This window comes from Nocardioides pakistanensis (genome assembly GCF_054781215.1).
The window spans coordinates 112,699-131,553 of sequence record NZ_BAAGUV010000014.1 but is presented as its reverse complement, the minus strand read 5'-3'; the positions used below and the strand labels follow the sequence as shown (position 1 = coordinate 131,553).

Genomic DNA, 18,855 nt, shown 5'->3' with positions numbered 1-18,855 from the left:
CGACGTGCACTCGCCCGCCCCTCAGGCGGCCGTCACGCTCAGCCCGAGCCGGCGGGTCCGGCGAGTGCACGTCCATGTGGCCCCTGCGAGACACCGAAGCGCCCGTCGAACATGCAGCTGGCCTCACGCGGCGCCCGGCTCAGGCGTGGGCCGGTGCCGGGGCCGCCCGAGCTGCATGTCCGAAGGTTCGGTGCCCGGGGGTCAGGGCGAGTCGGGTTCGTACGTCGTACGCGGCAAGATGGTCGACGCGACCGTCGTGGGCGACGGGCCGACCGAGCTGAGAGGACCTGACATGAGCAGCTTCGACGAGAAGGCCGCGACCTGGGACGACGACCCAGCCAAGGTCGAACGCGCCAAGGACATCGCCGACCTGATCCGCACGACGCTCCCCGTGACGGCCGAGACCCGAGTGCTCGACTTCGGCGCCGGCACCGGGTTGCTCTCGCAGTACCTGGCCGGGCACGTCGCCGCCCTCACCCTCGTCGAGCCCTCCACGGGGATGCGCGAGGTCATCGCGCAGAAGATCTCCTCCGGCACGCTCCCGGCGGACACCAGGGTCTGGGACCTCGACCTCGCGGTCGACCCCGCGCCCGACGAGGAGTTCGACCTGATCGCGACGCTGCTGGTGCTCCACCACGTCACGGACGTGACGCGGGTGCTCGGCGCTTTCGCGACGATGCTCAGCCCTGGCGGCACGCTCGCGCTCCTGGACCTGGCCGCCGAGGACGGCTCCTTCCACGGTGAGGGCTTCGGGGGCCACCACGGGTTCGAGCCCGACGACCTGGCAGAGCAGCTGACCGCGCTGGGCCTCACCGACGTGGACGTGCGCGGCGACGTGTACGGCGTGGAGAAGGAGGGCCGGCGCTACCCGCTCTTCCTGGTGACCGCGACCAAGGCCTGAGCTGCCCGGCGCACGGCTCGAGTCAGCTCGTCGAGGGCAGGGCTCTCCAGCCGCCACCGCTGCCAGTGCAGGGTGACGTCGACCGGCTTCGATCCCGGTAGCCGGACCAGCTCGCCGGCCGGTGCGGTGGCGAGCTGCGGCTCGGGGAGCATCCCCCAGCCGAGCCCGCAGCGGACGGCCTCGAGGAAGTCGGCCGTGCTCGGCACCCGGTGCACCACGGGCGGTCGCCCTGCTCCGTGTGCGGAGAGGACCTGGTCCTGCAGCCGGTCCTTCTCGTTGAACACGACCACCGGCAGCCTCGACCAGTCCACGCCCCTGCCCCGCCGGTGCCGCTCGAGCAGCGCCGGGGCCGCCGCGGGCAGGTAGCGGAGTGCACCGAGGGACTCCACCGAGCAACCCTGCACGGGCTGTGGCTGGCTCGTGACCGCTGCCAGCACCTCGCCCCGGCGGAGCAGGTCGTGGGAGAACGACTCGTCCTCGACGTGCAGCCGCAGCACGGTGTCCGGCCGTTCGGCGACCGCCGCGAGCACCGGCCGGAACCAGGTCGCCAACGAGTCGGCGTTGACCGCGACGGCCAGGTCGGCCACGGCGTCCCCGCCCAGCGACGCGGCGGTCTCGTCGGCGAGCAGCCGCATCTGGCGGCCGAGTCGCACGAGCGGGGCGCCGGCGTCGGTCACCTCCGCCGGCGAGGTACGTCGGACCACGACCTGGCCGGCCGACCGCTCCAGCGCACGGATCCGCTGGCTGACCGCGCTCGGGGTCAGGTGCAGCCGCCGGGCGGCCGCCTCGAAGGTGCCCTCCTCGGTGATGGCCATGAGGGTCTCGAGCTGAGCCGGGTCGAAGCGCACCCGCCTAGTGAAGCACTGCTTCAGATAATGGAGAAACAGTCGCTGGCCTTCAGCACCGGCGCACCCTACCGTCGCGGGTGTGATCCAGTCCCTCGCCGCCGGCTACCTGACCGGGGGCTCGCTCATCGTCGCGATCGGCGCTCAGAACGCCTACGTCCTGCGCCAGGGCCTCCTCCGGCAGCACATCGCGGCGGTGGTCGTCGTCTGCGCGGTCTCCGACGCCGTGCTCATCGCTGCGGGCGTGAGCGGGATCGGTGCGATCGTCGACCGCGCCGGCTGGGTCATCGACGTCGTGCGCTGGCTCGGGGTCGCCTTCCTGCTCTGGTACGCCGCCGGCTCGCTGCGCCGTGCACTCAACCCGGAACGACTCCAGACCGACGGCCGGGCGGCCCGGGTCGAGCCGCGAGGCAAGGTCGTGGGCCGGGCGGTCGCGCTGACCTGGCTGAACCCGCACGTCTACCTCGACACCGTGCTGCTGATCGGTTCCATCGCTGCCACCCACGGCGTGCAGGGCGGCGGCGTCCTCGACGGCCGCTGGCTGTTCGGCATCGGCGCCGCCCTCGCGAGCGTCACGTGGTTCAGCGGACTGGGGTTCGGAGCGCGGGTCCTCGCCCCTCTCCTGTCCCGGCCCCGCGCCTGGCAGGTCCTCGAGGTCCTCATCGCCGCCACGATGGTCCTGGTGGCCGCCAAGCTCGCACTCGGTTAGCGGCCGGGAGAGCGCCTGGTGACCGCTGCACCGGCACGGATCGCGCGAGGAATCTCGGCCACCTCGTCGACCACAGCACTGAGCCGGGCCAGGTCGTCGGCTGAAGCCGGAGAGTCGATGCTGACGGAGTACTCGACACCGGTCGAGTGCCACTCCTCGTCGAAGCCGCCGTCGGCCTCCACCGCGATGCCGTTCAGCTCGATACCGCGGCTCCGAGCCTCGCGGTAGGTGTCGTTGAGGACGCAGAGCGCCACCGACAGGTGCAGCAGCTGCGCACCGTTAGATGCAGGAGCCGCGACGACCCCTTCGTCGGTCCACGCGTGGGGAAGCACGACCCCCTCGGCCGCGCGAAGCGTTCCCGCAGTTGCGCGAACGCCGTACGGTGACAGGTCCATGCGCCGATTCTGCCCGCCAGGGAGCGCGCCTGCCCATCACTCCCACCTCACGAGCCGGCCTTCCGCGTGAATGTGAGGTGGGTGACCCGGCTGGGCGAGGACACCGCCTCGATGTCGTAGGCCGCCTCGAGCGCCTCGAGGCCGTCCCAGATGCGGACGCCGCGGCCGAGCACGATCGGGACCTGCACGAGGTGCATGTCGTCGACGAGCCCCGCGGCGAGGAAGTCGCGTACGACGCTCGTGCCGCCGCCGATCCGGACGTCCAGCCCGTCGGCAGCGGCCCGGGCAACCTCCAGGGCCGCGCTCGGAGCGGCATCGAGGAAGTGGAACGTGGTGCCGCCCTCCATCTCCATCGACGGCCTGGGACGGTGCGTCAACACGAAGGTGGGTGTGTGGAACGGCGGGTTCGGTCCCCACCAGCCCCTCCAGTCAGGGTCGTCCTGCCAGCCGGGTGGGCCGAACTTGTTCGCGCCCATGATCTCGGCGCCGACACCGGGCGTGTGGCGCTGCGCGAAGGCGTCGTCCACGCCGGCGGCTCCGCCGGCATCCCAGAACCGGGTCGCGAACATCCACTCGTGCAGGCGCTCGCCCGCATGGCCGAACGGTGCCTCCGCGGACTGCGGCTCGCCGGTCGCAAAGCCGTCGAGGGAGATCGAGAGGTTGTGGATCCGTGTGCGTGACATCCGCGCTCCTGGGTCGGTAACCGCCCCTGCGGTCGGTTCTGGGAAGGCAGACCCGGCTGACCGGTGATACTCATCGCCGAGGCGTCGGCGAGGCCGTTCCGCCGAGATGACGAACGCCCCTGACCCGCGGAACCGCTGGTCAGGGGCGTTGGTCGACGGGCTCGAGCGTCGATGTGTGTGGCAGGTGCAGGATTCGAACCTGCGTAGGCATACGCCGACGGATTTACAGTCCGCTTCCATTGGCCGCTCGGACAACCTGCCATGCCGGGCCCCGGTTAGCCTGGGGACTCAGCGACACGAAAGAATACAGCAGCCCCACTCGATGACTAAATCGGGCAGCCCCTGCCCCGGGAGGATCCGCACACCATGGCCGACTCGTCGTTCGACATCGTCAGCAAGCTCGACCTGCAGGAGATCGACAACGCGATCAACCAGGCCCAGCGCGAGATCAGCCAGCGCTTCGACTTCAAGAACACCGGCGCCACGATCGAGCGCTCCGGCGACCACGCTGTCGAGATCTCCGCGAACGCCGACGACCGGGCGACCGCCGTGCTCGACGTGTTCAAGGACAAGCTCATCAAGCGCAACCAGTCGCTGAAGATCCTCGACGCCGGCGAACCGCGCCAGTCCGGCAAGGAGTCGAAGATCACCGTCGCGCTCAAGGAGGGCATCTCCCAGGAGAACGCCAAGAAGATCGGCAAGCTGATCCGCGACGAGGGCCCCAAGGGCGTCAAGGTCCAGGTCCAGGGCGACGAGCTGCGGGTCTCGGGCAAGAAGCGCGACGACCTTCAGGAGGTCATCGCGCTGGTCAAGGCGCAGGACTACGACTTCGCGGTGCAGTTCACCAACTACCGCTGACGCTTCGTTGAGTACGACGGTCACGTGACCGTCGTACCGCGGTGACGCCTGCCCCGGCATCTCGCTAGCATGCATCGGCTGCCCTCTCGCACGGCGCAGCCCCCTGCACACGTGACGATGACGGGAGCTGCACATGTCCTTCGGCTGGAAGGTCGTCCACGGCGGGAAGACCCCGCCTCCGGGTGAGGCCGTCGCACCGGAGGAGCGACTGTCGTGGGGCCGGACCGCCGGGCTCGGCGCGCAGCACGTCGTCGCGATGTTCGGCGCGACCTTCGTGTTCCCGATCCTGATGGGGCTCAACCCGCAGCTGGCGATCATGATGAGCGGGATCGCGACGATCCTGTTCCTGCTGATCGTGCAGGGCAAAGTGCCCAGCTACCTCGGCACCAGCGCGTCGTTCGTCGGCGGTTCGGCGGCAATCTACGCGCAGGGCGGTGACCCTGCCGACGTGACGGGCGCGGTGCTGGTCGCGGGTCTCGTGCTCGCGCTCGTCGGCGTGCTGATCCACGTCTCCGGCACCGCCGTGCTGCACCGGCTGCTGCCTCCGGTGGTGACCGGCGCGGTCGTCATGCTGATCGGCTTCAACCTCGCGCCGGTGGTCTCCTCGGTGTACTGGCCCCAGGACCAGTGGGTCGCGCTGCTGACGATGACCGCCGTGATCCTGATGGCCGTCGGGCTGCGCGGCTTCCTCGGGCGGATCGCGATCTTCCTCGGCCTCGTCTTCGGCTACGCGCTGTCGTGGGTCTTCGACCGGTTCGGCAAGGTCACCTCGGTGCTGCCCGGTCAGAACCTGCTCGGCCCCGACGGGCAGCCGTGCGATTCGGAGGGCCCCTACTGCGTGGCGACCGCGTTCGCGCACGACCGGGTCGACTGGAGCCGGGTCAAGGAGGCCGACTGCTTCGGCCTACCCCCGGTCAGCGACTTCGCCAACGGCGTCGTCGGCTTCCACACCCCCACCTTCAGCCTCGCGTTCGTGCTGCTGATGCTGCCGGCGGTGATCGCGCTCGTCGCCGAGAACACCGGGCACGTGAAGGCGGTCGCCGAGATGACCGAGCGCGACCTCGACCCGGTGATGGGCCGGGCGATCGCTGCCGACGGTGCCGCGACGGTCCTCGCCTCGGCGGTCGGCGGCGGCCCCACCACGACGTACGCCGAGAACATCGGCGTCATGGCGGCCACCCGGGTGTACTCCACCGCGGCGTACTACGTGGCGGCGCTGACCGCGATCCTGTTCGGCCTCAGCCCGAAGTTCGGCGAGGTCATCTCCGCGACACCCGGCGGCGTGCTCGGCGGGATCACCGTGGTGCTCTACGGGATGATCGGCCTGCTCGGCGCGAAGATCTGGGCCGAGAACGGCGTGGACTTCGCCAAGCCGGTCAACCTGGTCCCGATCGCCGCCGGCATCATCATCGCGATCGGCGACACGACCCTGCGGATCACCGACGACTTCGTGCTGTCCGGCATCGCGCTGGGCACGATCGTCGCGCTGGTCGCCTACCACCTGGCGCGAGTCGTGGCGCCGGCCGAGATGCGCGACGACGGTGCTGTCCTCGTGGTCGGCGGGCCCGGTGCGCAGCACGAGGACGAGATCCCCGGCCGCAAGCACCACTGACTCGGCCGCCGTACCCGGCCCCTCGCCCACGCGTGGGTAGTTCGTCAGCAAGACGCGCTGCGCTGGTTCTCAACCGCCGGCGGAGAACGACCGGACCTGGGCGCGGACGCCGGGCCGGGCATCGGGCTGGTGGGCCCACCCGGCCACCGCATCGCCGCCACCCAGGATGGCCACCGTGGGTCCGAAGGCGTCCCCGCGCAGCGGTGACAGGGCCGTCGCGGGCGTCCACCGCGAGGACCGCGGCCGGTAGGCCACCTGGGCCGGGTGGTCGCGGTCCCGTTGGCCGTAGGCCTGCCAGGTCAGGACCGCGTCACCGCGCCGGTTCACGGCCAGGTCGACGCCGTAGTACGCCGTCCTTGCCGGTGCTACGCGTTGCTGCTGCCACGCGCCGCCTGGGGGCAGGGTTGCCGCCCGGATCGCGCCGGCGCCGTTGGCCCACCCGACGGTCACCGCACCGTCCCCGGCCAGCCCGACGTCGAACCACCACACATCCGCCTTCAGCGCGAGCGTGTCCCCGGTCAGGTTCCAGCCGCGGCCGCGCTCCCAGCGCGCGAGCTCGATGCCGACCTCCTCCAGGGCCCAGACCACGGCGACGTCACCGGCGGCGGTGGCCGCGATCTCCGGGCTGCCGGGTTGGGCCGTTCCGGTGCTGAGCGCGCGTGTTCGAGTCCACCCGGACGCCGGCTGTCGCGAGGCGGTCCTCACCAGCCAGCGGTGACCGTTCGACTCGTTCCACACGACCGTGACCCTGCCGGCCCGGTCGACGGCGACCGCGGGAGATCCAGCCGGCCGGTCCGGGTCGGACAGGGCCCGGGTGCGGCTCCACCGCTCTCCCTTGCCGACGACGGCTTGGATCCGGTTCGCGGCGTCCCCGCCGGGTACGTCGACCTTCACGCTCTGCCACGCGACCCCCGCCCGGCCACGGACGTTCACCGCGACCTGGAGGTCCGAGGGGAACCGCAGGCTCGCGGTCCGGTGCAGCAGGACGGGGGCCGTCCACGCCCGCCCCGGCGCCTTCTGCGAGGCCTTCACCGCGCGGCGCGTCGTCCACACCAGCATGATCGTCCCGTCGCCGAGGACGTCCACCTGCACTTCGGTGGCACCGCGACTGCCGGGTACCCGGGCGGCGTCGGCCCAGGTGCCGTCGCGCAACCGCCGGGCGGTGCGCACCGTCCGGCGGTCCCCCGCCCCGTGCACCCAGGCCGCGACGACCTTCCCGTGCAGTCCGGCTGCGACGTCGACGCTGTAGACCGCCGGCACCGACCGGGTCAGGTCGACCACCGGGCCCCACCCGCTCGAGTCGGCCTGGGCCGGCGGAGCGGCGCCGGCCACCGCGGTGAGCAGGACGAGGAAGGCTGCTGTGACGGATCGACCGGTCATGGCTCCCCCTGGGTCGACGGCACTCCCAGGATCGTCCGCCGGCACAGCCGCCGTCACGGGCCGAAGGGCCTGCGGCCGGACTAGCGACCGATGCCCAGCATGACCGGGTCGAGCAGCAGTCCGGGGAAGACGGAGAACGCCAGCCCGGCGGAGAAGGTCATCCCGATCGCGACGCCCACCCCGTTGGGCACGTCGTACGTCGACGCACCGGGCACGTCCGCGGGCCGGAACAGCTCCATCACCCAGCGCGCGTAGTACACCAGCCCGATCGCGACGTTGACCGCCATCACGACCGCCAGCCAGGTCACCGGCTCGGCCGCGGAGGAGAACACGACCACCTTGGCGAGCAGGCCGATCACGCCCGGGGGCAGGCCGGCCAGCGCGATGAGCGAGAACGCGAGCGCCCAGCCGGCCAGCGGCTCCTCGCGCACCAGCCCGCGGTAGTCGGTGAGCCGGTGCGCCGGATGCCGGGTGGCCACCACGGCGACCACCGCGAACGCGCCGAGGTTGATGATCGCGTAGACCGCGAGGTAGGCCGAGGACCGGCCCAGCGTCTCGCCGATCTCCACGCGGGAGGCGGCCGCGACGGCACCGAACGGCACCAGCATGTAGCCGGCCTGCGCCACCGACGACCAGGCCAGCAGACGCACGGCGTGCTGCTGGCGGAGCGCGAGGACGTTGCCCGCGGTCATGGTCAGCGCCGCCATCACCGCGACCACCGGCGACCAGGCCCCGGCGAGCTCGGGCAGCGCGTGGCCGAGCACCAGGATCAGGCCGACGAAGCCGGCCGACTTCGACACGACCGACAGGTACGCCGCCACGGCGACCGGGGCTCCGACGTAGGTGTCGGGCACCCACATGTGGAACGGCACCGCGGCGACCTTGAACGCCAGCCCGACCACGGTCAGCAGGGCGCCGGCGACGGCGACCTGGCGCAGCTCGTCGCCGGCGGCCAGGGCGACGTCGATCTGGTCGAGGAACACCGACCCGGTGGCGCCGTACACCAGGGAGATGCCCATCAGCATGACCGCGGTGGAGACCACCGAGACCAGGAAGAACTTGACCGACGCCTCGGCGGCCCGGCGGTCTCCGCGGCGGAGCCCGACCAGCGCGAACGCGGGCAGCGAGACCACCTCGAGTGCGACCAGCAGGGTGACCAGGTCGCGAGAGGCGGCGATCACCATCGCACCGGTGGCGGTGGCCAGCAGCAGGAAGTTCCACTCGCCCTGCGGGGTGCGCCCGGTGGCGACCTCGGCGGTCTCCATCAGCGCGACGACCGCCACGCCGAGCAGCACGATCCCCCAGAAGACCAGGGTGAGCTGGTCGACGGCGTAGGAGCACGGCGCCGGGCCCTCGAGCACCGCGTCGACGCAGAAGGTCCCCCGCGGACCCGAGTCGCGGTAGTTCGCCACGGCCACCGCTGCGAGCAGTCCCGCGCCCGCGACACCGGCCAGCGTCAGTCCGGCCGGCACCAGCGCCGCGACGCGAGACCGGGGTGGCCCGGCGAACGCGTCGACCAGCAGCACCACGATCGCGGTGCACGCCAGGACCAGCGGCGGCGCGATCGCCGACCAGTCGATCTGCTGCACCACACCGGTCATCGGAAACCTCCCAGGAGCGCCACGGCCGCGTCGGCCACCGGCGTCAGCAGGAGGCCGGGCACGACGCCGAGCAGCACGGTCAGCACGACCAGCGGCGACCACGTCGCCCACTCGATCCCGTCGACGTCGCGGACCGCGGGGGCCCCAGCCGCACCGGTCGCGTGCGCTGCCCCCGCATCGGAGGTCGGCGTCACGGCGGCGCCTGCCCCGACACCAGCCGCGACACGCAGTGGTGCGTCCACCTCGAGTCCCGGCGCTCCGCCTGCGGTGACCCCGGTCTGCAGCATGCTGCGCATCAGGGCGAGGAAGTACGCCGAGGTGAGGATCACCCCGAGAGCGGCGATGAAGGCGAGCCAGCGGTAGGTGACCTCAGGCAGCGCCGCGTGCTGGTCGACGGCGGCCCGGATCGCGAGCATCTCGCCCCAGAACCCGGCGAGCCCGGGCAGCCCGAGCGAGGCCATCGCCGCGAAGGCGAAGACTCCACCGAGCCTGGGCAGCCGGCCGTACAGCCCACGCAGCTCTGCGAGGTCGGTGGTGCCGAAGCGGTCCTTGATCGCTCCGGCGAGGAAGAACAGCAGGCCGGTGATCAGGCCGTGCGCCACGCTGGCGAACACCGCCGCCTGCACCCCGCCGACGGTGAACGTCGCCGCGCCGAGCACCACGAAGCCCATGTGGCCCACGCTGGAGTAGGCGATCAGCCGCTTCAGGTCGGTCTGCGCCAGGCAGGCCAGCGCGGCGTACACGATGCCGACCACGGCGAGCGCGGCGACCACCGGCACCAGCAGCCAGTCCGGCGAGGTCACCGGCATCCAGAACCGCAGGAAGCCGTAGGTGCCGAGCTTGAGCAGCACCGCGGCGAGCAGCACCGAGCCGACGGTGGGTGCCTTGGAGTGGGCGTCGGGAAGCCAGATGTGCAGCGGCCACAGCGGCGTCTTCACCGCGAGGCCGAGGGCGACCAGCAGGCTGGCGGCGAGCGCGGTGGGGCCGGACGGGGAGTACGACGCGGTGACCTCGACGATGTCGAAGGAGCCGAACTCGGCACCGACGAGCAGGAAGCCCACGAGCATCAGCGCCGAGCCGATCACCGTGAACACCAGGAACCGGGTTGCTGCGCGTCGTCGCGCGACGGCGTCGTGGGCGTCGCCCCAGCTGCTGATCACGAACCACATCGGGATCAGCGCGACCTCGAAGAACACGAAGAACAGCACCATGTCCAGTGCCAGGAAGCTGCCGAGCACGCCTGCCTCGATCAGCAGCAGCAGCGCGGCCAGCGAGGCCCTGCGGCTCGGCCCGCCCTCGGCCGCAGCCGGCGCATGCCGCAGCAGCGACAGCAGTCCGAGCGCGAAGATCAGCGTGCTCATCAGCACCAGCGGGCCGGAGATCCCGTCGATGCCGAGCCGCCAGTGCAGGTCGAGCGCCTCGAGCCAGACCACGTCGACCGACCGGGCAGGCGCACCGAGCAGACCGTCGTAGCCGGCGTCGGAGCCCAGCACCAGCCACAGCGACCAGGCCAGCGTGACGAACCCGCCGACGACGGCCGCGGTGACCGCCGTGCTCTCGCGCCGGGACCACAGCGCGGTCAGCAGCGCAAAGCCGGCCGGCACGGCGACCAGCCCGTTGAGCAGAAGCCCGGTCATGCGGCCACCCCCGCGACTACGGCGAGCGCGCAGGCGCCCACGACGACGACCATCAGGTACGCCTGCACGTTGCCGGTCTGGGCCCGGCGCAGCAGCCATCCGGCACCGTGGGCCGAGGCGCCGGCCCCGTCGGCGTACCCCTCGACCACGTCGCGGTCACCGGCCCGCACCAGGCGTGCCAGCAGCTGCACGGGCCGCACGACACCGACGGCGTAGATCCGGTCGACCGCGGGGTGCGGCAGCACGAACGGGTGCCACGGGTCGCGGCCACCGCTGCGCCGCCACTGCCAGAGCACCACCGCGGCCGTGAGCGCGACCAGCCCGGTCATCAGCAGGGCGGTGACCGGGTCGAACCCGTGGTGCTCGCCCTCACCGAAGACCACCTCGGGGTAGACCGCGACGAGGCCGCCGAGGACGGTGGGGATCGACAGTAGGTACAGCGGCACCTTCATCGTCAGCGGCGCCTCGTGCACCTCCGCCTCGGTCGCCGGCTCGGCGTCCGCGGGAGCAGGCGCGCTGAAGAACACCAGCAGCCAGGCGCGCAGGGAGTAAGCCACGGTGAGCACCGCGGTGGCGACCGCGGCGGCCAGCAGCACCCAGGCCACCCACGGCCAGACCAGGTGCCCGTCACGGGCCTCCCAGATCGACCCGACGACGGCGTCCTTGGTGAAGAAGCCGACCAGGGGTACGACGCCCGCCAGCGCGCCGAAGCCGACCGTCATCGTGAGGAACGTGTCGGGCAGCTTGGAGCGCAGCCCGCCCATCGCCGACATCGAGGTCGTGCCCACGGCGTGCACCACCGACCCGGCGGCGAGGAACAGCAGCGCCTTGAACGCGCCGTGGGCCAGCAGGTGCAGCACGCCGGCCTCGTAGGCACCGACCGCGAGGGCCGCGAACATGTAGGCCAGCTGGCTGACCGTCGACCACGCCAGCACGCGCTTGAGGTCGTGGGTGAACAACGCCGACAGCGCGGAGAGGACCATCGTCACCGCGGCCACCAGCGCGAGCACCGTGAGCACCGCGGGAGCGGAGAGGAACAGCGGGAAGGCGCGCGCCACGAGGAAGACCCCGGCGGCGACCATCGTCGCGGCGTGGATCAGCGCCGAGATCGGCGTGGGGCCGGGCATCGCGTCGGGAAGCCAGGTGTGCAAGGGGAACTGCGACGACTTGCCGACCACCGCGGCGGTGAGCAGCAGGGCGGGCAGCCACAGCTCGTCACGGCCGAAGCCACCGGCGGCGATCTCGCCCATGACCGTGCTGATCCGGTAGCTGTCGAAGCGGACCCCGAGCAGGATGATCGCGAACAGCAGGCCGAGGTCGGCGGTGCGCGTCATCAGGAACGCCTTCACCGCACCGGCCCTGGCCTCGGGCAGCTCCCAGTGGTGGGAGATCAGGAAGTACGAGCACGCGCCCATCAGCTCCCAGCCGATCAGCAGCACCCACAGGTCGTCGGCGACCACGACGGTCGTCATCGCGCCGGTGAAGATCGAGATCAGCGCGGCGTACGACGGGTAGCGCGGGTCGCCTGCCATGTAGCCCAGGGAGTACACCTGCACCAGGAACGCGACCGTGTGTGCGAGCAGCAGCATCACCGCGCTGAGCTGGTCGACGTTGACCGACAGCTCCAGTGCCGGCCCGGCAGCGGACGTGCTCGCGAAGACGTGGCGCAGCGGCTCGGCGTCACCGAGGTGGAGGAACGCCACCACGTAGGCCAGCGCGAGCCCGACGCCTGCGGACCCGACGGCGATGCCGCGCGCGGCGGCGTCGCCGCGGTGTCCGACCCACAGGACCAGACCCGCCGAGACGAACGGCAGCACGGCCACGAGCAGCACCACCCAGCTCATCGCGCCGCCCCCCGCTCGCCGGTCGAGCCCGTCCCGCTGGTCGAGCCCGTCCCGCTGGTCGAGCCCGTCCCGCTGGTCGAGCTTGTCGAGACCCGGTGCGCCGTCGAGGGGTCGAGATCGCGGTCGGCCAGCTCGCGCAGCTCGTCGACGTCGATGTGCCCGTGGGTGCGGAACACCCGCAGCACGATGGCCAGCGCGAGACCCACCTCCGCGGCGGCGATCACGATCACGAACAGCGCCAGCGTCTGGCCGCCGTGCAGCACGTCACGGAAGTACGCGTCGAAGGCGACCAGGTTGATGTTCACCGCGTTGAGCATCAGCTCCACGCCCATCAGCACGAGGATCGCGTTGCGGCGGACGAGCACGGCGTACACACCGATCGCGAACAGCAGCACGGCCAGCACCAACGGCCACCACAGCGGCATCAGCGCTCACCCGCTTCAGCCGTCTCGACGGGCTCGGCGAGCGGAGCCGTCTCGACGGGCTCGACGGCCGGGGTGTCGTCGCCCCGGGACAGCACGATCGCGCCGATCAGCGCCGCGAGCAGCAGCACCGAGAGCACCTCGAACGGCAGCACCCACTTCTCGAACACCGTCGCGCCGGTCGCGGCGGCCGACCCGACCAGGGTCTGGTCGAGGTCGAGCTCGACGTCCCCGAAGCCGGCGATCACCGTCACCACGAGCAGTACGCCGACCAGGCCGGCGACGACAGCGGCGGGGACCACCCGGCGCAGCTCGGTGCGCGGTTGCGGGCCTGTGGGGGCCTTGGTGAGCATCAGCGCGAAGAGCAGGAGCACGACGACCGCGCCGACGTAGATCAGCACCTGCACCCAGGCCAGGAACTCGGCAGCCAGCACGAGGTAGACCCCCGCGACGGCACCGAGCGTGACCACGAGCCACAGCGCGGCATGCACCATGTTGTCGGTGGTCACGACCAGCAGCGCCGAGCCCACCGCGACGAGGCCCAGCAGCAGGAAGATCGCCTGCACCCAGCTCATGCCTCACCCCGCTGCTCGGGGCGCTCTCGTCGGCCGAGCTCGTCGAGACCAGCAGCCGCGGCCCGTTCGGCTGCCTTCTCCGCCACGCCGAGCTCCTTCGCCGGCTCGGCGCCGGGGTCCAGACCTGCGGGGGCGGGCACCGTCCACATCCACTCGCGCAGCCGGTCCTTCTCGTGGGTGAGCTCGCGGATGTCGAGCTCGGAGTACTCGAACTCCGGGCTCCAGTGCAGGGCGTCGAAAGGGCAGACCTCGACGCAGATCGAGCAGTACATGCAGATCGAGAAGTCGATCGCGAACCGGTCCAGGACGTTGCGCTGCTTGTCCTTCCCGCCCTCGGTCGTCGCGGGGATGGTGTCCTTGTGGGAGTCGATGTAGATGCACCACGCCGGGCACTCGCGCGCGCACAGCATGCAGACCGTGCAGTTCTCCTCGATCAGCGCGATCACCCCGCGTGACCGGGGCGGCAGCTCCGGCATCACGTCGGGGTAGTGCGCAGTGACCGAGCGCCGGGTCATGTTGCGCATCGTCACCGCGAGACCCTGCAGGAGACCCTTGCCGGGGAAGCTCATGAGCTCATCACCACCACTCCTACCGCCGTGATCGCCAGCTGGAACAGCGCCAGCGGCACAAGGCCCTGCCAGGCCAGCCGCTGCAGCTGGTCCTCGCGCAGCCGGGGGTAGGCCACCCGGATCCAGACCACGACGAAGGCGACGGCGAACACCTTCACGAAGGTCCACAACCAGCCGAGCTGGTCCTCGAACGGTCCGCGCCAGCCACCGAGGAACAGCACCGCGGTCAGCGCGGAGAGCACGACGATGCCGGCGTACTCGGCGAGCAGGAAGGCGGCGAACCGCAGGCCGCCGTACTCCGTGAACGGGCCCATCACCAGCTCGGAGTCGGCGATCGGCATGTCGAACGGCGGGCGCTGCAGCTCGGCGAGGCCGGCCACGAAGAACACCACCATCGCCGGGGCCTGCCACAGCAGCCACCACGGGCTCCACGCCTCGACGATGCCGACCAGCGACAGGGTGCCGGCCGCCATCGCGACCGACGCGGCGGCGAGCACGAACGGCATCTCGTAGGCCATCAGCTGCGCCGCGACGCGGATCCCGCCGAGCAGGCTGAACTTGTTGGCGCTGGCCCAGCCGCCCATCAGGGTGCCGACGACGCCGACGCCCATCACCGCGAGCACGAAGAACAGGCCGACGTCGAGGTCCTGGCCGACGAGTCCCGGCCCGAGCGGGATCGCCAGCATCACCACGAGATACGGCACCAGGGCCACGCCCGGCGCGAGCTTGAAGACGTTGCGGTCCGCCGCGTCGGGCACGACCGCCTCCTTCTGCACGAACTTCACGCCGTCGGCGACCAGCTGCGCCCAGCCGTGGAACGCGCCGGCGTACATCGGCCCGACCCGCGACTGCATGTGCGCCATCGCCTTGTGCTCCATCTGGCCGACCACCAGCGGCACCGACAAGAAGGCGACCATCACGATGACCACGCGCAGGACGGCCTCGAGGAGCTCACTCATCGGCGGCCTCCTCGGACGCAGGCCGACGGGGCGGGCGCGCGGGGCGCTCTCCCGGCTCGCTCGCGCGGGCGCTGCGGCGCGGACGCGCAGCCGGGCCCGAGACGGACGCCGGGGCGAGCGGGTCGGGTGACTCGCTGCCGAGCACGCGGGGGCCCCACTGCTCGGGCTCGGGCACTCCCGGAGGACGGGTACGACGCCTCGACGGCGCCGCGGCCTGATGATCGGACTCCCCCGGCTCCTTGGCACCAGGCCACGGCTTGGCGACCCGGGAGGCGAGCACGAAGTCCTTGCGCAGCGGGTGTCCCTCGAACTCGGCAGGCAGCAGCAGGTTGTCGAGCTCGAGCCGGTCACCGTCGGGGTCGACGAAGTCCACGCCGAACATCTCGTGCGTCTCGCGCTGGTGCCAGCGGGCGCCGGCGTACACGTGCACGACCGACGCGACCACCGGGTCCTCGCGCGGCACGAGCGTGCGGACCACCAGGTGCTCGACACCGTCGGGTCGGTGGTCCGCCACGTGGCACACGATCCGGAACCCGTCGGTGAGCTCGTCGACCGCGGAGAGCCAGTCGAAGAAGGAGCAACCGAGGTCGTCGCGGGCGACCAGGAGGGCCTGCACCCAGCGGTCGCTGGGCACGTCCACACTGACCGGGCCGAAGCCCTCGTCGATCACGGCGCTCTCGCCCAGGGCAGCACCGAACGACGTGCGCACCTGGTGGAGCCAGGCCGGGGACTGTGCGCTCACGGGGCCTGCCCCGGCTCGGGCGGCAGCACCAGACCTCGGGTGACCGAGGCGGCACCGTCGTCGCGGTAGCGCGCGGGCAGCGACTCGCCGTCGATCTTCTCCTGCAGCTTGAGGATCCCCTGCAGCAGCGCCTCAGGCCGCGGCGGGCAGCCGGGGACGTAGACGTCGACGGGGATGATCTGGTCGACGCCCTTGGTGACGCAGTAGGAGTCCCAGTAAGGACCGCCGGAGTTGGCGCAGGAGCCGAAGGAGATGACGTACTTCGGCTCGGGCATCTGCTCGTAGAGCCGCTTGATCGCCGGCGCCATCTTGTCGGTGACCGTGCCGGAGACGATCATCAGGTCCGCCTGCCGGGGCCCGGGCGCGAACGGGATCACCCCGAGCCGGATGAAGTCGTGCCGCGACATCGAGGTCGCGATGAACTCGATCGCGCAGCAGGCCAGGCCGAAGTTGAACACCCACAGGGAGTACTTGCGGCCCCAGTTCAGCAGGTAGCGCGCCGGCTTCGGCGCGAGCTTCTGCAGCGCACCCACCGTCGGCATCCCCAGCGGCACCGGTGGTTGAGGAGGCCGAGCCTGCGAGGCCGTCTCGAAACCACCGGTCGACACTCCGGTGGTCGAGCCTGTCGAGACCCCGTTCACGTCCACGTCAGCACACCCTTCCGCCACGCGTAGACCAGCCCGACGGCGATGAACCCGATGAACACGCCCATCTCGCCGACCGACACCCAGCCGAGTCCGTCGAAGACCGTGGCCCACGGGAACAGGAAGATCGCGTCGACGGCGAAGATCACGTACAGGTAGGCGAAGACGTAGTAGCGCACGTGGTGCTGGGCCCAGCCCTCACCGACCGGGTCGACACCGCACTCGTAGGTGAGCAGCTTCTCCCGCGTCGGGTGCGTCGGTCGCAGCAGTCGGTTGGCCGCGAACATCGCGACCACCAGCAGCGCCCCCGCGACCAGCATCACGAGCAGAGGCAGGTAGTCCGAGTAGTACGCCTGACCTGTGTTCTGGACCACGTGGCTCACTCTAGGGGGAACGGCCCCGGTCCGCAGGCACCCGCGCCAGGTCCCGAGATCGCGCCCTCCCTTGCCCTGGGGGCCCCAGCGGTTACCCTGCTGCGGTCGGACTCCGCCCCTGGCACAGCACCGAAGCAACCAGAACGGCCCCCCAGGCGTCTCACCATCGAGAGGCCGTCGGCCGCAGGGGCGGGTCACTCGGGAAGGACGACATGCAACGGGGAACCCGCTTCACCACCGCCCTGGTCACCGCGCTCGCCGTGGTCGCGACCGGCGCCGGCGCCGCATTCGGCGTGTTCACGCTGACCGACCTCGGCAGCGACGAGGAGACGCGTCAGGACGCCGCACCGGCGCGTCCGGTCGCCGTCGCGCCCGAGGAGCCCGTCGAGGCACCCACCGAGACCCCGACCGTCGATCCCGAGCCCGAGCCGCTGCTCGAGAGCGGCGACGAGGGTCGCACCGTGCGCAACCTGCAGCACCGGCTCTCGCAGCTCGCGTGGTACTCCCCGCCGCTCAGCGGCACCTTCGACCGCCAGACCGTGAAGGGCGTGCGCGGCTTCCAGCGCAAGCGTGGCTTCGAGGTCACCGGCGAGGTCGACGAGCGCACCTGGCAACGGCTGCTCCGGATGACCCGCAAGCCGACCGCCGACGAGCTGTTCAACCGCTACGGCCCGGCCCTGTTCGAGGCCGGCGACTCCGGCCCGCAGGTGCGCGAGATCGAGGCCCGGCTGCGGCAGATCGCCTGGTTCTTCGGCGACGTCGACGACAGCTTCGACCAGCAGACCGTCGCCGCGGTGCGCGGGTTCCAGGGCAAGCGGATGATCCCGGTCACCGGTGAGGTCGACCGCCGTACCCTCGAGCTGCTGGAGGGCATGACCCGCGAGCCCAGCGCCGACGAGCTGGCCAACCGCGCGCCGGACCCGGCCGACGGTGCCCCCCTCGACCCGAGGTGTACGACGGGCAGGGCGCTGTGCATCGACAAGACCAGCCTCAGCCTGCGCTGGGTGGTCGACGGCAAGGTGCTGAACTCCGTCGACGTCCGCTTCGGGTCCGACGAGCTGCCGACCCGCGAGGGACAGTTCGCGGTGAGCTACAAGTCGCGCGAGCACGTGTCGTCGCTCTACAACACCTCGATGCCGTTCGCGATGTTCTTCAGCGGTGGGCAGGCGGTGCACTACTCCCCCGACTTCGCCGCCAACGGCTACAACGGCGCCTCGCACGGGTGCGTGAACGTGCGCGACTACAGCGTGATCGCCGCGCTCTTCGAGCAGGTCCAGGTCGGCGACAAGGTCATCGTCTACTGGTCCTGACCCGACGTGGTCCCGGAGGCCTCTGCGCTGCCGGGGCGGTCCGCCCGGCTCTCGAGGAAGTAGGCGCCGAGGCTGCCCGCCAGGGTGGCGAAGACGACGACGGAGAACCCGGCGAGCAGGACCTCGAGGACCCGGGTGAAGCCACCGGGCTGGCCGATCGGCTCACCGGTGACCGTCGCGAGCGCCGCGGCGTGCAGGGCGTCGCCGTACCGTTCGAAGCTGCCGAACTCGTACAGCAGCTGGCTGCTGCCGAGCACGGTGATCGCCGACACCGCCGCCAGCCAGCCGATCCGGCTACCGAGGATGCTGCGCGCCGAGCGCGAGGAGCGCACCGCGGAGGAGAGCACCCGCCCGGTGCGCAGCAGCCGGACCGCCCGGACCAGGCGGAGCACCCTGAGGAAGGGCAGGGCCAGGAAGCCCAGCTGCCACCAGTTATGGCGCCAGAACCGGCGTTTGTCGGGAGCCACCACGAGCCGCGCGCCGAACTCGACGACGAAGGCGGCCCACAGCGCCCACCCGAGCACGGTCAGCACGGCACTGAGGGTGCTGTTGTCGTGCGCGAGCTGCTCCCCGAGCACGACGAGGAGGAAGATGATGCCGAGCGCGCTCATGACCGGGGTGAGCCGGTCGAGCAGCTCCTCGGCCCACCTCTGGCGTTCGGCCTCGGCGCCCCTGGTCGAAACGGTCATGACCCGTTGTACCCATCGGGGTATAGCCCGATGCGACCGTGATCCGGACCTTGCCGGACGCCCGTTGTGGCCGGTCGTAGCATGGCCGGTGAGGGCACCCTGAGTA

At 71.5% G+C, this 18,855-nt stretch carries 20 protein-coding genes and 1 tRNA gene; 5 read left to right on the top strand and 16 right to left on the bottom strand.

Annotation, left to right across the window (positions count from 1 at the left end; translation table 11 throughout):
- Window positions 1–175: 175 nt before the first annotated feature.
- Complete coding sequence (locus tag ACYVIH_RS06920; protein WP_460867509.1) at window positions 176–901, top strand: class I SAM-dependent methyltransferase; 726 nt, start codon at window positions 176–178, stop codon at window positions 899–901.
- On the opposite strand, the gene ACYVIH_RS06915 is transcribed toward ACYVIH_RS06920, so the two are convergent.
- A complete protein-coding gene (locus ACYVIH_RS06915; RefSeq protein WP_460867507.1) occupies window positions 865–1,749 on the bottom strand; it encodes a LysR family transcriptional regulator ArgP in 885 nt (294 codons plus the stop codon). The genes ACYVIH_RS06920 and ACYVIH_RS06915 overlap by 37 nt on opposite strands.
- Before the next feature lie 79 nt (window positions 1,750–1,828).
- Between ACYVIH_RS06915 and ACYVIH_RS06910 the strand changes: the two genes are divergently transcribed.
- Entirely contained in the window at window positions 1,829–2,455 is a 627-nt protein-coding gene (locus ACYVIH_RS06910) for a LysE/ArgO family amino acid transporter (protein WP_460867504.1), read from the top strand.
- Here ACYVIH_RS06910 and ACYVIH_RS06905 read toward each other — a convergent pair.
- The 3 genes from ACYVIH_RS06905 to ACYVIH_RS06895 all read right to left on the bottom strand — a co-directional run bounded on the left by ACYVIH_RS06905 (window position 2,452) and on the right by ACYVIH_RS06895 (window position 3,794).
- Complete coding sequence (locus ACYVIH_RS06905) at window positions 2,452–2,850, bottom strand: OsmC family protein (RefSeq protein WP_460867502.1); 399 nt, start codon at window positions 2,848–2,850, stop codon at window positions 2,452–2,454. The genes ACYVIH_RS06910 and ACYVIH_RS06905 overlap by 4 nt on opposite strands.
- 47 nt (window positions 2,851–2,897) lie before the next feature.
- The gene (locus tag ACYVIH_RS06900; protein WP_460867500.1) at window positions 2,898–3,533 is read right to left on the bottom strand and encodes a dihydrofolate reductase family protein; all 636 of its coding nucleotides are present in this window, start codon (window positions 3,531–3,533) and stop codon (window positions 2,898–2,900) included.
- Window positions 3,534–3,711: 178 nt separating this feature from the next.
- Window positions 3,712–3,794, bottom strand: a tRNA-Tyr gene (locus ACYVIH_RS06895).
- A gap of 105 nt (window positions 3,795–3,899) precedes the next feature.
- Between ACYVIH_RS06895 and ACYVIH_RS06890 the strand changes: the two genes are divergently transcribed.
- Together ACYVIH_RS06890 and ACYVIH_RS06885 are read left to right on the top strand one after the other, a co-directional pair.
- Window positions 3,900–4,391, top strand: coding sequence for a YajQ family cyclic di-GMP-binding protein (locus tag ACYVIH_RS06890; protein WP_460867498.1), 492 nt, complete (start codon window positions 3,900–3,902; stop codon window positions 4,389–4,391).
- A 133-nt stretch (window positions 4,392–4,524) separates the two neighbouring features.
- Entirely contained in the window at window positions 4,525–6,003 is a 1,479-nt protein-coding gene (locus ACYVIH_RS06885) for a uracil-xanthine permease family protein (RefSeq protein ID WP_460867495.1), read from the top strand.
- Between the two features lie 69 nt (window positions 6,004–6,072).
- On the opposite strand, the gene ACYVIH_RS06880 is transcribed toward ACYVIH_RS06885, so the two are convergent.
- The 11 genes from ACYVIH_RS06880 to ACYVIH_RS06830 form a co-directional block, all read right to left on the bottom strand.
- Window positions 6,073–7,383: a hypothetical protein gene (locus ACYVIH_RS06880; RefSeq protein ID WP_460867494.1), complete on the bottom strand. Its 1,311-nt coding sequence runs from the start codon at window positions 7,381–7,383 to the stop codon at window positions 6,073–6,075.
- Window positions 7,384–7,463: 80 nt separating this feature from the next.
- Window positions 7,464–8,984 (bottom strand): NADH-quinone oxidoreductase subunit N, encoded by a 1,521-nt coding sequence (locus ACYVIH_RS06875; protein ID WP_460867491.1) that lies wholly within the window; start codon window positions 8,982–8,984, stop codon window positions 7,464–7,466.
- Window positions 8,981–10,621 carry a complex I subunit 4 family protein gene (locus tag ACYVIH_RS06870; protein WP_460867489.1) on the bottom strand — a complete coding sequence of 547 codons (1,641 nt, stop codon included), beginning with the start codon at window positions 10,619–10,621 and terminating at the stop codon, window positions 8,981–8,983. Before ACYVIH_RS06870 ends, ACYVIH_RS06875 begins: the two co-directional genes overlap by 4 nt.
- The gene (locus tag ACYVIH_RS06865; protein ID WP_460867487.1) at window positions 10,618–12,465 is read right to left on the bottom strand and encodes an NADH-quinone oxidoreductase subunit 5 family protein; all 1,848 of its coding nucleotides are present in this window, start codon (window positions 12,463–12,465) and stop codon (window positions 10,618–10,620) included. The genes ACYVIH_RS06870 and ACYVIH_RS06865 overlap by 4 nt, the downstream gene beginning before the upstream one ends.
- Window positions 12,462–12,890: an NADH-quinone oxidoreductase subunit NuoK gene (gene nuoK, locus ACYVIH_RS06860; protein WP_460867485.1), complete on the bottom strand. Its 429-nt coding sequence runs from the start codon at window positions 12,888–12,890 to the stop codon at window positions 12,462–12,464. The genes ACYVIH_RS06865 and nuoK overlap by 4 nt, the downstream gene beginning before the upstream one ends.
- Window positions 12,890–13,462, bottom strand: coding sequence for an NADH-quinone oxidoreductase subunit J family protein (locus tag ACYVIH_RS06855; RefSeq protein ID WP_460867483.1), 573 nt, complete (start codon window positions 13,460–13,462; stop codon window positions 12,890–12,892). Before ACYVIH_RS06855 ends, nuoK begins: the two co-directional genes overlap by 1 nt.
- Complete coding sequence (locus tag ACYVIH_RS06850) at window positions 13,459–14,031, bottom strand: NuoI/complex I 23 kDa subunit family protein (RefSeq protein ID WP_460867481.1); 573 nt, start codon at window positions 14,029–14,031, stop codon at window positions 13,459–13,461. Before ACYVIH_RS06850 ends, ACYVIH_RS06855 begins: the two co-directional genes overlap by 4 nt.
- A complete protein-coding gene (gene nuoH, locus ACYVIH_RS06845) occupies window positions 14,028–14,990 on the bottom strand; it encodes an NADH-quinone oxidoreductase subunit NuoH (RefSeq protein WP_460867479.1) in 963 nt (320 codons plus the stop codon). Before nuoH ends, ACYVIH_RS06850 begins: the two co-directional genes overlap by 4 nt.
- Window positions 14,983–15,732, bottom strand: coding sequence for an NADH-quinone oxidoreductase subunit C (locus tag ACYVIH_RS06840; RefSeq protein WP_460867477.1), 750 nt, complete (start codon window positions 15,730–15,732; stop codon window positions 14,983–14,985). The genes nuoH and ACYVIH_RS06840 overlap by 8 nt, the downstream gene beginning before the upstream one ends.
- On the bottom strand, window positions 15,729–16,274 hold the full coding sequence (locus tag ACYVIH_RS06835; RefSeq protein ID WP_460867551.1) for an NADH-quinone oxidoreductase subunit B: 546 nt from the start codon (window positions 16,272–16,274) through the stop codon (window positions 15,729–15,731). Before ACYVIH_RS06835 ends, ACYVIH_RS06840 begins: the two co-directional genes overlap by 4 nt.
- A 95-nt stretch (window positions 16,275–16,369) precedes the next feature.
- Window positions 16,370–16,750: an NADH-quinone oxidoreductase subunit A gene (locus tag ACYVIH_RS06830; protein WP_460867475.1), complete on the bottom strand. Its 381-nt coding sequence runs from the start codon at window positions 16,748–16,750 to the stop codon at window positions 16,370–16,372.
- A 212-nt stretch (window positions 16,751–16,962) separates the two neighbouring features.
- Between ACYVIH_RS06830 and ACYVIH_RS06825 the strand changes: the two genes are divergently transcribed.
- Window positions 16,963–18,060 carry a L,D-transpeptidase family protein gene (locus ACYVIH_RS06825; protein ID WP_460867472.1) on the top strand — a complete coding sequence of 366 codons (1,098 nt, stop codon included), beginning with the start codon at window positions 16,963–16,965 and terminating at the stop codon, window positions 18,058–18,060.
- On the opposite strand, the gene ACYVIH_RS06820 is transcribed toward ACYVIH_RS06825, so the two are convergent.
- Complete coding sequence (locus tag ACYVIH_RS06820) at window positions 18,048–18,749, bottom strand: hypothetical protein (RefSeq protein ID WP_460867470.1); 702 nt, start codon at window positions 18,747–18,749, stop codon at window positions 18,048–18,050. The two genes, ACYVIH_RS06825 and ACYVIH_RS06820, sit on opposite strands and share 13 nt — an antisense overlap.
- Window positions 18,750–18,855: the final 106 nt, after the last annotated feature.

Bases quoted from the DNA above. Each gene is read 5' to 3' on its own strand.
- ACYVIH_RS06920 (WP_460867509.1), top strand. From the start codon at position 176: ATGTCCGAAGGTTCGGTGCCCGGGGGTCAGGGCGAGTCGGGTTCGTAC.
- ACYVIH_RS06905 (WP_460867502.1), bottom strand. From the start codon at position 2,850: ATGGACCTGTCACCGTACGGCGTTCGCGCAACTGCGGGAACGCTTCGC.
- ACYVIH_RS06900 (WP_460867500.1), bottom strand. From the start codon at position 3,533: ATGTCACGCACACGGATCCACAACCTCTCGATCTCCCTCGACGGCTTT.
- ACYVIH_RS06890 (WP_460867498.1), top strand. From the start codon at position 3,900: ATGGCCGACTCGTCGTTCGACATCGTCAGCAAGCTCGACCTGCAGGAG.
- ACYVIH_RS06885 (WP_460867495.1), top strand. From the start codon at position 4,525: ATGTCCTTCGGCTGGAAGGTCGTCCACGGCGGGAAGACCCCGCCTCCG.
- ACYVIH_RS06880 (WP_460867494.1), bottom strand. From the start codon at position 7,383: ATGACCGGTCGATCCGTCACAGCAGCCTTCCTCGTCCTGCTCACCGCG.
- ACYVIH_RS06875 (WP_460867491.1), bottom strand. From the start codon at position 8,984: ATGACCGGTGTGGTGCAGCAGATCGACTGGTCGGCGATCGCGCCGCCG.
- ACYVIH_RS06870 (WP_460867489.1), bottom strand. From the start codon at position 10,621: ATGACCGGGCTTCTGCTCAACGGGCTGGTCGCCGTGCCGGCCGGCTTT.
- ACYVIH_RS06865 (WP_460867487.1), bottom strand. From the start codon at position 12,465: ATGAGCTGGGTGGTGCTGCTCGTGGCCGTGCTGCCGTTCGTCTCGGCG.
- nuoK (WP_460867485.1), bottom strand. From the start codon at position 12,890: ATGCCGCTGTGGTGGCCGTTGGTGCTGGCCGTGCTGCTGTTCGCGATC.
- ACYVIH_RS06855 (WP_460867483.1), bottom strand. From the start codon at position 13,462: ATGAGCTGGGTGCAGGCGATCTTCCTGCTGCTGGGCCTCGTCGCGGTG.
- ACYVIH_RS06850 (WP_460867481.1), bottom strand. From the start codon at position 14,031: ATGAGCTTCCCCGGCAAGGGTCTCCTGCAGGGTCTCGCGGTGACGATG.
- nuoH (WP_460867479.1), bottom strand. From the start codon at position 14,990: ATGAGTGAGCTCCTCGAGGCCGTCCTGCGCGTGGTCATCGTGATGGTC.
- ACYVIH_RS06835 (WP_460867551.1), bottom strand. From the start codon at position 16,274: ATGCCGACGGTGGGTGCGCTGCAGAAGCTCGCGCCGAAGCCGGCGCGC.
- ACYVIH_RS06825 (WP_460867472.1), top strand. From the start codon at position 16,963: ATGCAACGGGGAACCCGCTTCACCACCGCCCTGGTCACCGCGCTCGCC.
- ACYVIH_RS06820 (WP_460867470.1), bottom strand. From the start codon at position 18,749: ATGACCGTTTCGACCAGGGGCGCCGAGGCCGAACGCCAGAGGTGGGCC.